The 15,672-nt window shown below is 51.6% G+C and carries 15 protein-coding genes; 10 read left to right on the forward strand and 5 right to left on the reverse strand.

From position 1 onward, the window contains the following. Nucleotides 1-55: 55 nt before the first annotated feature. Nucleotides 56-466, reverse strand: a complete 411-nt coding sequence (locus I4V53_RS05515) for a hypothetical protein (protein WP_195984385.1) — start codon at nt 464-466, stop codon at nt 56-58. A gap of 368 nt (nt 467-834) precedes the next feature. Between I4V53_RS05515 and I4V53_RS05520 the strand changes: the two genes are divergently transcribed. The 4 genes from I4V53_RS05520 (at nt 835) to I4V53_RS05535 (ending at nt 3,799) form a co-directional block, all read left to right on the forward strand. Further along, a complete protein-coding gene (locus I4V53_RS05520) occupies nt 835-2,361 on the forward strand; it encodes a recombinase family protein (protein ID WP_195984386.1) in 1,527 nt (508 codons plus the stop codon). Nucleotides 2,362-2,613: 252 nt separating this feature from the next. Continuing rightward, nucleotides 2,614-2,835 carry a hypothetical protein gene (locus I4V53_RS05525; RefSeq protein WP_195984387.1) on the forward strand — a complete coding sequence of 74 codons (222 nt, stop codon included), beginning with the start codon at nt 2,614-2,616 and terminating at the stop codon, nt 2,833-2,835. A gap of 112 nt (nt 2,836-2,947) precedes the next feature. Then, nucleotides 2,948-3,493: a hypothetical protein gene (locus I4V53_RS05530; protein WP_195984388.1), complete on the forward strand. Its 546-nt coding sequence runs from the start codon at nt 2,948-2,950 to the stop codon at nt 3,491-3,493. Nucleotides 3,494-3,607: 114 nt separating this feature from the next. Then, nucleotides 3,608-3,799: an alpha/beta-type small acid-soluble spore protein gene (locus tag I4V53_RS05535; RefSeq protein WP_050698245.1), complete on the forward strand. Its 192-nt coding sequence runs from the start codon at nt 3,608-3,610 to the stop codon at nt 3,797-3,799. Between the two features lie 98 nt (nt 3,800-3,897). On the opposite strand, the gene I4V53_RS05540 is transcribed toward I4V53_RS05535, so the two are convergent. Continuing rightward, nucleotides 3,898-4,275, reverse strand: coding sequence for a hypothetical protein (locus I4V53_RS05540; protein WP_195984389.1), 378 nt, complete (start codon nt 4,273-4,275; stop codon nt 3,898-3,900). A gap of 91 nt (nt 4,276-4,366) precedes the next feature. Between I4V53_RS05540 and I4V53_RS05545 the strand changes: the two genes are divergently transcribed. The 5 genes from I4V53_RS05545 to glgB all read left to right on the forward strand — a co-directional run bounded on the left by I4V53_RS05545 (nt 4,367) and on the right by glgB (nt 12,579). Further along, nucleotides 4,367-6,742, forward strand: a complete 2,376-nt coding sequence (locus tag I4V53_RS05545; protein WP_195984390.1) for a transglycosylase domain-containing protein — start codon at nt 4,367-4,369, stop codon at nt 6,740-6,742. A 277-nt stretch (nt 6,743-7,019) separates the two neighbouring features. Next, nucleotides 7,020-8,264, forward strand: a complete 1,245-nt coding sequence (locus I4V53_RS05550) for a homoserine dehydrogenase (RefSeq protein ID WP_195984391.1) — start codon at nt 7,020-7,022, stop codon at nt 8,262-8,264. Nucleotides 8,265-8,299: 35 nt separating this feature from the next. Then, a complete protein-coding gene (thrB, locus tag I4V53_RS05555) occupies nt 8,300-9,196 on the forward strand; it encodes a homoserine kinase (protein WP_195984392.1) in 897 nt (298 codons plus the stop codon). Between the two features lie 99 nt (nt 9,197-9,295). Then, the gene (locus tag I4V53_RS05560) at nt 9,296-10,516 is read left to right on the forward strand and encodes an aspartate kinase (protein ID WP_195984393.1); all 1,221 of its coding nucleotides are present in this window, start codon (nt 9,296-9,298) and stop codon (nt 10,514-10,516) included. Nucleotides 10,517-10,662: 146 nt separating this feature from the next. Beyond that, the gene (gene glgB, locus I4V53_RS05565; protein WP_195984394.1) at nt 10,663-12,579 is read left to right on the forward strand and encodes a 1,4-alpha-glucan branching protein GlgB; all 1,917 of its coding nucleotides are present in this window, start codon (nt 10,663-10,665) and stop codon (nt 12,577-12,579) included. Between the two features lie 46 nt (nt 12,580-12,625). On the opposite strand, the gene asnA is transcribed toward glgB, so the two are convergent. The 3 genes from asnA to I4V53_RS05580 all read right to left on the reverse strand — a co-directional run bounded on the left by asnA (nt 12,626) and on the right by I4V53_RS05580 (nt 14,142). Next, nucleotides 12,626-13,639: an aspartate--ammonia ligase gene (gene asnA, locus I4V53_RS05570; protein ID WP_195984395.1), complete on the reverse strand. Its 1,014-nt coding sequence runs from the start codon at nt 13,637-13,639 to the stop codon at nt 12,626-12,628. A 133-nt stretch (nt 13,640-13,772) separates the two neighbouring features. Continuing rightward, nucleotides 13,773-13,958 carry a hypothetical protein gene (locus I4V53_RS05575; protein WP_195984396.1) on the reverse strand — a complete coding sequence of 62 codons (186 nt, stop codon included), beginning with the start codon at nt 13,956-13,958 and terminating at the stop codon, nt 13,773-13,775. Next, nucleotides 13,951-14,142 carry a hypothetical protein gene (locus tag I4V53_RS05580; protein ID WP_195984397.1) on the reverse strand — a complete coding sequence of 64 codons (192 nt, stop codon included), beginning with the start codon at nt 14,140-14,142 and terminating at the stop codon, nt 13,951-13,953. The genes I4V53_RS05575 and I4V53_RS05580 overlap by 8 nt, the downstream gene beginning before the upstream one ends. 336 nt (nt 14,143-14,478) lie before the next feature. Here I4V53_RS05580 and I4V53_RS05585 point away from each other — a divergent pair, with 336 nt between their 5' ends. Next, nucleotides 14,479-15,663 carry an acetyl-CoA C-acetyltransferase gene (locus tag I4V53_RS05585; protein WP_195984398.1) on the forward strand — a complete coding sequence of 395 codons (1,185 nt, stop codon included), beginning with the start codon at nt 14,479-14,481 and terminating at the stop codon, nt 15,661-15,663. Nucleotides 15,664-15,672 lie beyond the last annotated feature (9 nt).

The following is a 15,672-nucleotide window of genomic DNA, read 5'->3' on the forward strand; positions in this document are numbered from 1 at the left end:
GCAGAGCTTCCCGCAGGCCAGGAAAGCCAAAGCTTTGCCTGGTTCCGCGGGGAGGTCAATCGTCCAGATGTGTGTCACCCTGTACCAAAAGGCCAAAGCGAAGCAACGCGGCGATAATGACCAGAATATCTGCGGAGTGGTTGATTTTACTGCGGCAAAATTGTTTGGGGTCGTTGCGGGCCTGGCATACGCTGTTGCCGGAAAGCTTAAAATAGAAAAGCAGGGCCGAAATAACCATGATACTGGAAAGCGCCTGAAACGGAAGCGTTTTTGGCAGGCATTTGCACAGCTCCGGATCCGTGGCGGAGCAGATCAGTTGCTTTCGCTGAATACTGACAGAGTAATAAGACAGCAGAATTGCACCGATAATGACCAGGATATACCACTGTGATTTGTCTATGATTTTCAGCTGTTGCCGGGTTTCTTCCGGCAGATCGCTGATACAAAAATGATTCGTTTGGATCACCGCCTATATATTAGGTGTTCTATTCTATGCGAAAACGTATGGGGAAGTGAAAACATAATCCACTGTATCCACTCATAAGTATGAGAATACAAGAGACTGTCTCAAGCTGAGTGAAAAGGGTGGATTACATATGACGGAAGTGGTTCAGGAAAATGGTTTTACGGTTCGAAATGTCTTTTCGGATTCGCCAAAAGAAAAAGGCCGGCAGGAATTTGTCCGGAGGGTAGGGGCGGCAATGGAGACGTTTGACCGCAATAAGCGGACAGAACCGTCCCCTGCGGAGCATTGAATGGAGAAATAGGAACTGCTATAATGGGGTTGCCGCAGGACTGCGGCAGCTCCGTTTCTTTGTAAGGCGGGGTGAGCATGTGATTGCGATTTATGCGCGGCAGTCCGTTGAGAAAAAGGACAGTCTGTCCATTGAAAGTCAAATTCAGCTGTGTAAAAATGAAACCGCCGGGGAAACATACCGGATTTATCAGGACCAGGGATTCAGCGGCAAAAACATGGAGCGGCCCGGCTTCCAGACGCTGCTGAGGGATGTGCGGGCAGGGCAGATCACGAAGGTTGTTATTTATAAACTGGACCGGATGAGCCGTTCCCTCTTGGACTTTGCCAATTTGATCGCGCTGTTTAAACGGTACGGTGTGGAGTTCCAAAGTACGCAGGAAAAATTTGATACATCCACGCCGATCGGGAATGCGATGCTGAGCATCACCATGGTATTTGCCCAGCTGGAACGTGAAACGATTCAACAGCGGATTCGGGACAACTATTATACGCGCGGAGAAAAAGGATTCTTTCTGGGAGGTCCGGCGCCCTATGGGCTTTGTAAGGTTGAAACAAGGGTGGAAGGGAAAAAGACCCATACCTATGTACTGGATGAAGCGCGGGGACCGGTTCTGCGGCGGGTTTTTCACACCTATGCGCAGGGAGGCCGGTCTCTGGGACAGATCGCCAAAGAGTTGAATACGGAAGGGATTGCGGGCCCGCGGGGAAATACAAAATGGGATTCCGGGAAGCTGAGCCGCATCCTGCGCAACCCAATCTATGTCAAATCCGATGAGGATGTGTTTGCTTATTATAAAGAAAAGGGATGCGGCATTGCGTGGAAACCGTTTGCCGATCGGATTGGAAACGGCTGCTATTTATATGGAAAGCAGCCGGAAGGAGCGCGCGAGCATGGGAGTTTTGCGGGGCGGATCGTATCTCCCGCGCTGCATCCGGGGATAATCGAACCGGACGTTTTTCTGGCTTGTCAGCGCCTGCTGGACCGGAACAGCCCGTTAAAAAACAGCGGCAGGGGGAAAAACAGCTGGCTTTCCGGAATCATCTGCTGCGGGCGCTGCAGCTTTGCCATGACGGTGGATACAGGAACCACCTCCGGGGAAAAACGGAAATACTTTCACTGCAGCGGCAGGAAGAATACCGGGAACTGCCCCGGACATTCCATCGTGTATCATGTACCGGATGTGGAACGTGCGGTGGAGCAGCAGCTTCTCCGTATGGTCCGGTTGCATGGGAATTGGGCCTGCACGCCGCCGGCGCAGTGTACAAAAGAGGAACGGGCTCTGCAGGCAGAACTGGATCAGGTAGAAGAGCGAATCAACCGTTTGCTGGCGCAGCTTTCTGCAGGAAGCGCAGTAGTAGACGGTTATATTGGCAGAGAGATTGAAAACCTGGATCAAAAAAAGTTGGAATTGAACGCCTGTATTTTACAGAAGAAAGAACAAAATAAGCAGGAGGCGTTTCGCTTGGAAATTTTGGCGGAACAGTGGCCATCCTTTTCTTTAGAGCAAAAGAAAGTGATCGCAAAGCTTTTTATTGAAAAAATAGCGCTGACGGATGACGTCATAACCATTCGCTGGCAACCGCCGTTTCAGTTGCAGACTTAATCTTTTTACGCAATGATTTTCTTTTGCATCGTACGGCGATTCGCTCGACTGGAAAAATCTTCCGCCGGAACAAATTCACAGGAGGGTATTGTCCCAGGTGAGGCCGGGCTCCATTATACGCTTTCAAAGCAGTGCACTGAATACGCCGGCCGCGGTAAGAAGAATCGTAACATCCCTCCGGGAGGACGGCTATGAGCTGGTAACCGTTTCCCATTTGCTGGAATCAAATGAAAGATGACAGGAGAAAATAGTATGGCAAGAATTACACAGATACGAAAATGCAAGCGGCCGATCCGCGTGGAAAGCCGCACGGTAATGGATATTAATATGGATACGCGTTATTTTTCCATGTGGGTTTATGCGGCGGGGCAGGAAAGCGGTCAGGATCTGCGTCCGCTCAGCATCCAGCTGGATCATGAGCTGGCCAGCCAGCTGCAGGGGTATCTGGAAACATTTTTGAAGAAGAAAGAATAGATAAATTTTCCAGTCCATCTACATATTTACGTGTCTGCGGCAAATACTGATTTCACACCCGTTCTGCGGGAAAACGGATTCGGCTGCGGCCGGTTTGGAGTGTTCGAGACAAATGACCGACATTTTGCTCTGCGGAAAAAGAAGCGACCATTCCCTTGCGAAGGTGCTGCTGCCGGCACTGGCGCGGTACGGCGAAGTCAGCTATTATCATCCGGAGCTTTTTCAAAAAAGCGGCAAAGGAAAGGAAAAATTTCTGATCTGTGATTGTGAGCACATACCACAGCTGCAGGCGGAGAGGGGAATTCTCCTTTTTAAAAACAGCTTTGAGGCGGAAGAAAAGCTGCGGATACCGCCAGGGTTCCTGTGTGTACTGGAACCGCAGAACCTGAAGGCCGCCGCGCTGCTACAGGAGGCGGGAGCCGCCGCGATGACCTGCGGCATGAGCGCGAAGGATACGCTGTCTATCTCCAGTCTGGACTACGGTGCAGCTGCGATGAGCCTGCAGAGAAGCGTTCCCACGCTGACAGGAGAGATTGTGGAGCCGGGGGATATAACGGTAGAGGTGGGCGATGCCCTTAGCCCGCGGCAGATTCTTTCCATATGTATGGTGCTGCTTCTGTCCGGTGTGGACGCCTCCAATGGATACCGGATTTCCTGACAAAACAACATGAAAAAATTAACAGTCATAAAATCACTCCAAGGACGCAAAATAGGAAAGCAAACGCAAAACAAATCAAATCAAAAATAAAAACGTTTAAGGAGTGTATTGATTATGTCTAGTAATAAGAATGTTGTTCCTGAGGCTCGTGAAGCACTTGACCGTTTTAAGATGGAAGCTGCGGCGGAAGTCGGCGTGAACCTGAAGCAGGGTTACAATGGCGACCTGACCTCCAGAGAGGCTGGTTCTGTTGGCGGCCAGATGGTTAAGACCATGATCAAGAAGTACGAAGAGAGCATGAAATAAATGTTTCCCCGAAAGCGCCATACCAAACGGTATGGCGCTTTTTCTATCAATAAATAAAAATTTCCGCAGACAAAGCGCCTGCGGAAACGCAAAGTGGTTCAGCTTTCATAATCTTCAATCAATTGGTTCAATTGTTCGCGGGTTGTTACCAAAATACCCTGTTCCAAAAGGGTCTGGTCGGCCTCCGGCAGTGTAACGACCGCTACGTCAATTTCGTCATATGGAAATTGACTGTCATTCAAAAAGATTCCGATATGTCCCTGATAACTGCGGACAGTATAGGTTTCTCCGCCGCTTGCCATGGCGTATGCGCCGCTGCTTTCTTGACTTGACGCTTCCTCCGGGGTATAATACATTATATTTGAGCTGGATTCCTCCGGCGGTACAGTCGCAAACCATTTGGCGGGATATCCCATCAGAAGCATACCGATTAACAGTACGTCTATGCTCGCCAAAACAATCATGAGCTTTTTCACATAAATCACCTCAGGTCTATTATTTGGTAATTTCAGTCAAATATGCAAAGTCTTTGCACATTCTATGAAGAAGGTTGGGAGGTGGCGCTTCATGCGAAAAACCGACATCAATCAGTTTGGCAATACGGGACCGCTGAAAGACCGTGCCGCGGCTGACACGGCAGGCTCGATCGGGAAGATCATTGGAAAAGCGTTTTTAACCTTAATCGCAATTTTAATGGTGACAGGAATTATCGTCGGGACGTTTTTAATCTCCTTTATCTGGAGTATGAAGGACGAAACGATCAGTTACGACCTCAACAAATTAAAACTGAATTACACCAGCTTTATTTATGTGAACGACGACAATGGAAATCCGGTGGAATACCTGAGCCTGCACAGCAATGAAAACCGTATCTGGGTCAGTTACGATCAGATTCCTCAGGCGATGAAGGATGCAATTGTTGCCATTGAGGACAAGCGGTATTGGGAGCATGAAGGCGTGGACTGGTACCGTACGTTCGGCGCGGTGACGCATCTCTTCTCACAGGGGAGCAGCTACGGCGGTTCCACCATCACACAGCAGCTGATTAAAAATGTGACAGGTGACAAGGACGTCAGTCTGACCCGTAAAGTCAAAGAGATTTTTCGTGCGCTGAACCTGAACAAAGCGTACAGCAAAGAGCAGATTCTGGAAACGTACCTCAATGTAGTGCCCTTTGGCAGCGGTACGAACGGCGTGCAGGCTGCGGCGAACCTATATTTTGACAAGGACATACAGGACTGCGATATCGCAGAGTGCGCCGCCATTGCGGGGATTACGCAAAACCCGTCCCGTTATACGCCTCTGGTCTATCCGGAAAACAATATGGGCCGTCAGCAGACGGTGCTGACGGAAATGTACAATCAGGAAAAGATCAGCAAGAAGCAATACGATGAGGCAATGGAAAAATCCAGAAATATGACCTTTGTCGGCAAGCAGAAGGAAGAGGGCGGCAGCAGCACACAGATCTGGAACTGGTATGTAGAGACCATGTTTGAAGACGTAAAGGAAGATCTGATGGAGCTGTACAGCTGTACCAGCGCCAAAGCAGAAGACATGATCTATCACGACGGACTCAAAATTTACAGCGCTATGGAACCCGAAATGCAGGAAACTGCGGAAGAGGTCATTAAAGATCCGGAAAACCTGCCGGAAAACCATAAAATTGATCTGGGTTATATGGCAATGGACTATAATGGACGGGTGCTGGCGGTAGTCGGCGCGCGCGACAAAACCAGAAACCGCCCGATGAATCTTGCAACCGACGCGCAGCGCCAGCCCGGTTCGACGATTAAGCCGATCGGCGTTTACGCGCCGGCAATCGAGATGAACGCCATCAATTATTCCACAATCGTGGAAGACGAACCCCTGGAAAATTGGAGCGGCAATAAGCCGGGCCCAAAAAACTTTGATAATCGTTATCTGGGGAGCATGACGGTAGAATTTGCGCTGGAAAATTCCCGGAACGCCCCGTCGGCGCGCATCTGTAAAGAGATTACGCCGGACGTCGGTTATACGTTTTTGAAGGATAAGCTGAACTTTAAAAGCTTGCAGCCTGCGGACAACGACCTGGCTCCCATCGCCGTCGGCGGAATGAGCGAGGGCGTTACCGTGCGTGAAATGACCGCCGCGTTCCAGATTTTTGCAAACGGCGGCGATTTCTATAAGCCGTACACGTATTACTATGTGGAAGACCACGACGGAAACGTCATTCTGGATAACCGTACGCCGGAGCCGGTGGAGGCAATTTCTTCACAGACGTCTTCTGTTATGCATAGGCTGTTGAACCGGGTCATTGTCGGTTCCCAGGGAAGCGGAAGCAAAGCGGCCATTTCCGGCTGGGAGGTATTCGGCAAGACCGGAACCACAAACGACCAGAAGGACAGCTGGTTCATCGGCGGTACGCCATACGCTGTTGCGGGCATTTGGACCGGATACCGGGACACGCCTACCGCGATGAATAATACGGAGAAAAAGTATGCCATTTCTATTTGGCAGAAGATTATGGCAAATTATCTGGAGGACAAAGAGCCTCTGAAATTCACATATGATGAAGAAGTAACGGCGGCAACCTTCTGCCAGCAGAGTGGAAAACTGGCGGTTTCAGGCGTGTGCCCGAAAACCGGGACCGGTTGGTATAAAAAGGGAGAGTTCCCCGGAAAATGTGAGATTGCGCATGAGGTGGAAAATCCGGAAGAAAACGCAGAGGGCGAGGATGGAGAAACTTCAACCACGCCGCCGGCAGAATCCAATCCTCTGGAAACGCCTTCCGACCCCGCCCAGACAGAACCGCCGGTGGACTCCGGAAACCATCAGCCGGAGCCGCCGAACCACACGCCTTCGGAGCCAATGGAGCCTCCGGTCAGCGTGCCCCCGGACGACAGCGTTTATGTGCAGCCGGGCAACGACGATATGGTTCCGCCGGGAGTGGTCCCGGTCGGATAAACCAAAGGGATGCGACGCTTATCAAGGGCGCGCATCCCTTTTTGCAGGGTAAAAGCGCCCAGGCTGCATCAAGCGTTTTGACAAGTGTTTTATAAATTACTGTGCTAAAGCGCGAATTGTTGTATTTTTTGATATTGAATGTCTAATCAAAAAATGGTAAACTGTAAAAGTATTTACGCTGTTAAGGCAGCGGCGTATCCGTTCCATGCGAAAATCCGCCGTGACGGATGAGACAAAAATTGAATCGGCGGCAATATAATATAGGGAGTGCTTGTAGATGGTACAGATAGCGGTTATGGGCTATGGCGTAGTTGGATCCGGTGTGGTGGAAGTGCTCACTACGCACACAGACAACATTGCAAAGCGTGCAAAAGAAGAAATACGGATTAAATATATTCTGGACCTGCGGGATTTCCCGGACAGTCCTTTTGCAGATACTTTTACAAAATCCTTTGAGGATATCATTAACGACCCTGAAGTCCGCGTAGTGGTGGAGGTTATGGGCGGTCTGAACCCGGCGTTTGAGTATACCAGGCGCTGTCTGGAAGCCGGCAAGAGCGTCGTCACCTCCAATAAGGAGCTTGTTGCGGCAAAGGGTGCGGAGCTTTTAAAGCTGGCACAGGAGAAGAACGTCAACTTCCTGTTTGAAGCGAGCGTCGGCGGCGGCATCCCGATCATCCGCCCGATCAGCCAGTGTTTGGCGGCGAACGATGTAATCGAGATCGCCGGTATTCTCAACGGCACGACAAACTTCATTCTGACCAAAATGATTCACGATCAGATGGATTTCCAGGACGCGCTGGCCCTGGCGCAGAAGCTGGGATATGCGGAGCGCAACCCGGCGGCGGATGTAGAAGGGCACGACGCCTGCCGCAAAATTTGTATTTTGGCTTCTTTGGCCTTTGGACGCCATGTTTATCCCGATCAGGTGCATACAGAGGGCATCACCAACATATCTTTGGCAGATGTGGAGTATGCGGACCTCTGGGGCGGCGTGGTCAAGCTGATTGGCCAGGTAAAGATGGCGGAGAGCGGTAAGCTGCAGATCATCGTCTGCCCGATGTTTGTCCCGCGTGAGAGCCAGCTGGCAAATGTGGACGACGTTTTTAACGGTATCATGGTGCGCGGCGATTCCACCGGCGACGTGGTGTTCTACGGAAAGGGCGCAGGCAAGCTGCCGACGGCCAGTGCGGTTGTGGCGGACGTCATTGACTGCGTCAAGCACTTTAAAGCCCGGAAGTACCTGTTCTGGAGCGACGGTTCTCCGGAGTATGTGGAAAATTATCTGGATGATAAAGTCAGCATGTTTGTGCGCGCCAAGGCGGACAACGAGGCGCTGGCCCTGGGCAATGCAAAGCATCTGCTGGGCGGCATCAGCCAGCTGATCCGGAAAAACGCACAGCCCGGCGAAATCGCTTTTGTAACCGATCAAAAACCGGAGCGTGAAATCCTTGCCGGACTGAGTAAGCTTTCCGAGCTGGGTGTAACGGTTGAAAACACCATCCGTATCGGCGAGCTGTAATAGAGAGAAACAAGAGGTAGGAGAGTTAGAATTATATGATTAGAATACAGATTCCGGCGACCAGCGCAAACCTTGGTTCCGGATTTGACTCACTGGGAATTGCGTTGACGATGTACAATCAGGTCTGGATGGAGGAATCCGATACGCTGGATATTTCCTCCAAGGATGACATTGTCATTCCGACAGATGAGAGCAATCTGATTTTCTGGGCTGCGAAGCAGGTGTATGAGCAATGTGGCCGCAAGCTGCCGGGGCTGAGACTGATTCAGCAGAACGACATTCCGATGGCGCGCGGTCTTGGAAGCAGCTCCGCCTGCATCGTGGCCGGTATCCTGGGCGCGAACCGCCTGCTGGGAAGCCCACTCTCCCAGACGGATCTCATCAATCTGGCGGCGAAGATCGAAGGCCACCCGGACAATACCACGCCCGCAATCGAAGGCGGCCTGGTTGCTTCCGCAATTGAAGCGGGCCGGGTGTACAGCGTAAGCGTACCGGTTTCTGAAAAAATCCGTTTTGCCCTTTTTATTCCGCCGTTTGAGCTGAAAACGGAAAAGGCGCGTTCGGTTTTGCCGGAACAGTATCCCCGTGCGGACGCCGTTTACAATCTGTCCCGTTCCGCTTTGATGACCGCCTCTTTGTTCTCCGGAAAGCTGGAAAATCTGCGCGTCGCGGTGCAGGATAAAATTCACCAGCCGTACCGCTCCGGCCTGATTGACGACCTGGACAACGTGTTCCGCCTCAGCTATGAGCTGGGTTCTCTGGGAACCTATATCAGCGGCGCCGGCCCCACAATTATCTCCATGGTTGATTCCGCGGATACCGATAACTTTGTCAAGTATGCCGGCAGCCACCTGGAGGAAAAGGGGATTACCGGCTGGCAGATCAAAATTCTGAACGCTGATTCCAAAGGCGCCCAGATTTTCATGGCCTGATCGACTGGGGAAATTACCGGGAGACCGGTTTTGATAGATGAAGCGCTTTCCTAAAGGCGCTTTGCAGATTTTATTCATTCAGAGACGGAGGATGAACCAATGAGCCTTATAGTCCAAAAGTTTGGCGGCAGTTCCGTAGCCAACGCCGAGCGTGTGTTTAACGTGGCCAGCATCGTCACGGAGAAGTACAAGGAAGGCAACGACGTCATTGTGGTAGTGTCTGCACAGGGCGACACGACGGATGATCTGATTACAAAGGCAAACGAAATCAACCCCAATGCGAGCAAGAGAGAGATGGATATGCTGTTGACTTCCGGCGAGCAGATTTCTGCTTCCCTGCTGGCGATGGCGATTGAAAAGCTGGGTTTCCCGGTGGTTTCTCTGCTGGGCTGGCAAGCAGGCTTTTACACCAGCTCCGCGTATGGCACAGCCCGCATCAAGCGAGTGACGCCGGACCGTATTAAAAAAGAAATTGACAAAAAAAATATTGTGGTTGTCACCGGATTCCAGGGCGTCAACCGCTATGATGATATGACGACGCTGGGCCGCGGCGGTTCCGACACCAGCGCCGTGGCGATTGCAGCTGTGATGAACGCCGATCTCTGCCAGATTTATACGGACGTCGAAGGCGTCTATACCGCGGACCCGCGCAAAATAAAGGATGCGCAGAAGCTCGACGTGATCTCTTATGACGAGATGCTGGAGCTGGCGTCCCTGGGCGCGCAGGTGTTGAATAACCGTTCGGTTGAAATGGCAAAGAAATACAACATCCAGCTGGAGGTTTTGTCCAGCCTGAAAAGGGCAAAAGGCACAATTGTGAAGGAGGCAACTAAAGTGGAAAAGATGATGATCAGCGGAATTGCAAAGGACGAGCGCGTTGCGCGTATCTCCGTCATAGGCGTGCCGGACAGACCGGGCCTTGCGTTTAAGATTTTCTCCAAGCTGGCGGCGAAGAACATCAACGTCGATATTATTCTACAGTCCATCGGCAGAAATGGCACAAAGGACATCAGCTTTACCATTGACCAGGATAAGCTGAAGGAAGCCATTGAGCTTCTGAATCCCTATGTGGAGCTGATTGGCGCGACCAGCGTGGTCTACGATGAAAACGTTGCAAAAGTTTCCGCCGTTGGCGCGGGCATGGAGACCCACCCGGGTATCGCCGCAGAGATGTTTGAAGCGCTGTATGAGGCCAACATCAATATTCATATGATTTCCACCAGCGAAATCAAGATTTCCGTTCTGATCGACCGTGCGGACGCAGATAAGGCGGTCGCAGCGGTTCATGAGAAATTCTTCAGCGATTCTATCAATTCCTGATAGGTTACATAGTAATCAAGGCGGGCTTCTAGATCAGAAGCCCGCCTTTAATATTTTTCGCTTAAATTACTGGCGGATATGGTTCTTTTTTGTTTAATATGATATAATACATACCAGTCCTTTTGGAAAAAGGAAGGAGAGGAAAAATGGATATTAAATTGATAGATGCATATCTGCAGGGCGGTTCCTTAGAGGGCTACCAGGTATTTGGCGCGCATCTGTGCCACGAATATGACCAGGACGGCGCCCGTTTTACGGTGTATGCTCCGAATGCGGCCCGGATACGGCTGATCGGGGATTTTAACGGGTGGACGGGTTACGATATGGACCGGCATCCTTCCGGTGTTTGGAGCATTTTTGTGCAGGGTGTGCAGGAAATGCATATGTACAAGTATCAGATTTACACGGCGGAGGGGGAAACCTATGATCGCGCGGACCCCTTTGCGTTTTACAGCGAGCTGAGGCCCAATACAGCTTCTATTGTGTACAATCTCAATGATTTCCCCTGGACAGACGAAACATGGCTGCAAACGCGCGACAAAGGCTATAATAAACCGCTGAGTATTTATGAAGTACACGCCGGGTCGTGGAAGATCAAAAACCTGCCGGAGGACGAACGGTTTTACCGGTACGACGAACTGGCGGAATTGCTGATTCCCTATGTGAAAAAAATGGGATATACGCATATCGAGCTGCTGCCGCTGACGGAGTACCCGTTTGATAAGTCCTGGGGCTATCAGGTTACCGGGTATTTCAGCGCGACCAGCCGCTATGGAAGGCCGAAGGACTTGATGTATTTTATCAACCGCTGTCATGAACAGGGAGTAGGCGTGATCCTTGACTTTGTGCCCGCGCATTTTGTTACGGACTTTTACGCGCTTCACCAGTTTGACGGCGGGTTTGTATACGAAAGCGAATATCAGGACGCGCGGTACAGCGAATGGGGAACGGTTCTGTTCGACTACACAAAGCCGCATGTGATCAGCTTCCTGAAATCCGCCATCAATTTTTGGATTACCTATTACCACTTTGACGGCATCCGTTACGATGCGGTTTCCAATCTGCTGTACCGGAATGGGGACACCAACAGCCCGGTTAATGAAACCGGCGTGTGGTTCCTGAAAAACTGCAATTACGCTCTTCAAAAGCGCCACCCGGACGTCATGTTGATTGCGGAGGACTCCTCCAACTTCCTGAAGGTGACGGCTCCGGTCGAGTATGGCGGCCTGGGATTTGATTACAAATGGGATCTGGGATGGATGAACGATACGCTGGATTATTTGTCCGTTCCCGCGACGCACCGGTCCGGCGTGCACAATAAGCTCAGCTTTTCCATGGGCTATTTCTACAACGATATTTTTCTGCTGCCCCTGTCGCATGACGAGGTGGTACATGGGAAAAAGACGGTTATCGATAAGATTGCCGGGACCTATGAGGAAAAGTTCCACCAGCTGCGCACGCTCTATTTGTATATGTATACCCATCCCGGCAAAAAGCTGAACTTTATGGGGAACGAATTGGCGGAATTCAAGGAGTGGGACGAAGAAAAAGAGCTGGGATGGAATCTGCTGGATTATCCGGCGCACAAAGATTTTTATCAGTATATCCAAGCTCTGCAGCATTTGTATCTGGAAGAAAAAGCGCTGTACAAGGAGGATTACCATCCGCAGAGCTTTACCTGGTTGGATGTCAATAACGCGTCTCAGTGCGTTTTTGCATACAAGCGCAGCGATCTGGATAAAAACGATCTGTACGTTGTACTGAATTTCTCCAACAGGATGTATGTCAACTACCATCTGCCGGTTTCCCATTACGGGGTATACGGCGAGCTGATTAATACGGACGATATGGCGTTTGGCGGTAAGGGGAAAGTCAATGCGGAAGAGTTGCGCGCCTCCCTGCGCGGCGGCAAATACGTGCTGGAGCTGACAGTCGCGCCGTTCAGCGCCTGTATTTTCAAGCAAATTCCAAAGCCGAACATTCCGGCGCTGAAGAGGCCGGGAATTGGTATTTCCATACAGGAACCCGCGAGTATGCGCGGTTCCCTTGCGGAGTACGAGTAAGCATAAAAAAGCAGCCGGGTTGCAATCCGGCTGCTTTTTACGTTCATCAGAGAAGATGGATGCCGTATCCTTCGCAGGCGTTGCGCATGCTGTCGGGCCAGACGGAAGACTGCACCTCGCCGATATGCGCCTTTTGCAGCAATGCCATACAGATACGGGACTGTCCGATTCCGCCGCCCATGGTCAGGGGCAGGCGGCCTTCCAGCAGCATGCTGTGGAACGGCAGTTCCGCGCGGTCTTGGCAGCCGGAAAGCTCCAGCTGGCGGCGGAGCGCGTCCGCGTCTACCCGGATCCCCATGGAGGAAAGCTCCAGGGAACGGTTCAGGACCGGATACCAGATGATGATGTCGCCGTTCAGGGACCAGTCGTCATAGTCGGGCGCGCGTCCGTCGTGCGGCTTACCGGATTGCAGCGCGCCGCCGATTTGGGAAATGAACACTACGCCGTATTCTTTTGCGGCGATGTCTTCCCGCTGCTTTGGCGTCAGGTCGGGATAACGATCCTCCAGCTCCTGGCTGGTGACAAAGGTGATTTCCTCGGGAATAAAGCAGTCGAGAGCAGGAAAGCGCTCCTGTAAAGCTGCCTGGGTTTTATGTAATGCGCCCATGATACCGTGTGCGGTATTTTGCAGGGTTTCCATCACGCGCTCTTCTTTTGTGATGACTTTTTCCCAGTCCCACTGGTCCACATATACGGAATGCAGATTGTCCAGTTCCTCATCGCGGCGGATCGCGTTCATATCGGTATACAGGCCGGTCCCGGCGGTGAAGCCATAGCGGGCCAGCGCCATGCGCTTCCATTTTGCCAGGGAATGCACGATCTGTACGTCCGCGTGAATCTCTGCTACGTCAAATTGGACAGGCCGCTCCACGCCGTTCAGGTCGTCGTTTAAGCCGGTTTCCGGCCGGACAAAGAGCGGAGCGGAAACACGGGTGAGGGAAAGGGCGGAGGCCAGTTCCCGCTCAAAGGTGTCCTTTGCGAGTTTGATCGCAATTTCCGTCTCTATAATATCGAGTTTGGAAGAATAATCCTTGGGTAAAATCAAATTGCTCAAAGCCATGTCAGTAACAATCCTTTCTGTCGCGGGGGGCAAAAAGAAAAACATAGCCGCAAGGGGCTGTGTTTTCCAGAACACGCTCCGCCGCCGGAATCATGTTTTTCATTATACCTCTAAAAAGCGCTTTTTGCAATCATTACGCAAAAGTAGAGCCGTCGTTTTCGGAATCCATGAGCAGGTTGATATAGGCCAGGTAGGGTTTGGTCTGCGGGGTAACCTCCGCCTGCCCGGACATGGCAGCCTGCAGGTCGTCCGGCAGTGCCATAAAGAAGCGGTTTACCTCTTCGTGTAATCGTAAATATTGGTACAGCTTGTCATCCATAAAAGTCGCCGTCCGCATAGTTGTTGTGTTCCATCAGGTAATCGGCGTGACGCTTGAGCTCCTCGTAGGACCGGATGTGATGTTCCTCGCGGCTGACGATTTCCCGCAGGTATTCGGGCAGAGAAAGGTAGTATTTCCGTGCCTGTTCATCGGTGTTGATGAAGTTTTGAAAGTCGGTTGGCATAAACTGCCTCCTTTCTGTATTCAGCTGAAAATTAGTATGTTCCAAATATGCGGCAAAATGCGTTATAAAGGCGCAGAGAAAGCATAAGTTAATTTTTTAACGTTTTCTTTCAGCGCGGTTTTTCGACATTCAGCAATTTGAACAAGGCTGTGATGGAGCGGGACAATTTATGGCAAATTTCTGACAAGAATGCGCATTTTCTCATTTTCCCCGGTGGAAGCTCTTGCATAATCTTCAGGATTGTGATATATTTAACATACACCTTAAGTCAATGATTAACCCGTTGATCCAGCCAAACAAACGGGTTAGTGAATAATGAAATGGAGGAACAAAATCATGTCTAAGAAAATCGTGTTAGCAGGTGCTGTGCGTACTGCAATCGGTAAAATGGGCGGCTCTCTGGCCAATGTCCCGGCTGCCACCCTTGGTTCCATCGTTATCAAGGAAGCTCTGAAGAGAGCGAACGTCGCTCCGGAGCAGGTTGATGAAGTTCTGATGGGTTGCGTTCTGCAGGGCGCTCTGGGCCAGAACGTTGCGCGCCAGGCTTCTGTGAACGCAGGCGTTCCGATTGAAGTTCCGGCTCTGACCGTTAATAACGTGTGCGGTTCCGGCCTGAAATGCGTGAACATGGCTGCGGCGATGATCGCGGCTGGCGAAGCGGATATCGTTGTCGCCGGTGGTATGGAGAACATGTCCTCCGCTCCGTATGCAATGACCCAAGCCCGTTTTGGCTATCGTATGAACAACGCTACCATCATCGACACCATGGTGAACGACGCGCTGACCGATGCGTTTAACGGCTATCACATGGGCATTACCGCTGAGAATGTGGCGGAAAAGTACGGCCTGACCCGCGAAATGCAGGATGAATTCGCCGCTGCCAGCCAGCAGAAGTGTGAAAAGGCGCAGGCGGAAGGCCGCTTTGACGATGAGATCGTTCCGGTCCCGGTCAAGGTCAAGAAGGAAACAGTCATGTTTGCAAAAGACGAGGGCCCGCGTGCCGGCGTCACCGCAGAAGGCATCGCAAAGTTGCGCCCGGCGTTCAAAGCGGACGGCAGCGTAACCGCTGCAAACGCTTCCGGCATCAACGACGGCGCCGCTGCAATCGTTGTGATGAGTGAAGAGAAGGCCAAGGAGCTCGGCGTCACCCCGATGGCAGAGTGGGTTGCCGGCGCTTCCGCAGGTGTTGAGCCGTCCATCATGGGCATCGGCCCGGTTGCCGCAACCAACAAGGCGATGGCAAAGGCCGGCCTGAAGGTTGCCGATATGGACCTCATCGAAGCAAACGAGGCGTTCGCGGCGCAGTCCCTCGCTGTTGCGAAGGATCTGGAACTCGATATGTCCAAGGTAAACGTCAACGGCGGTGCAATCGCTCTGGGTCATCCGGTCGGCGCTTCCGGCGCCAGAATCTTGGTCACCCTGCTGCATGAGCTGCAGAAGAGAGATTCCCAGTACGGCCTTGCTACCCTCTGCGTAGGCGGCGGCATGGGCGTTGCGGCGATCGTGAAGAACTACAAATAATTAGGAGCG

It is taken from the genome of Clostridium sp. D33t1_170424_F3 (assembly GCF_015667585.1).
Lineage (GTDB): Bacteria > Bacillota > Clostridia > Oscillospirales > Acutalibacteraceae > Anaeromassilibacillus.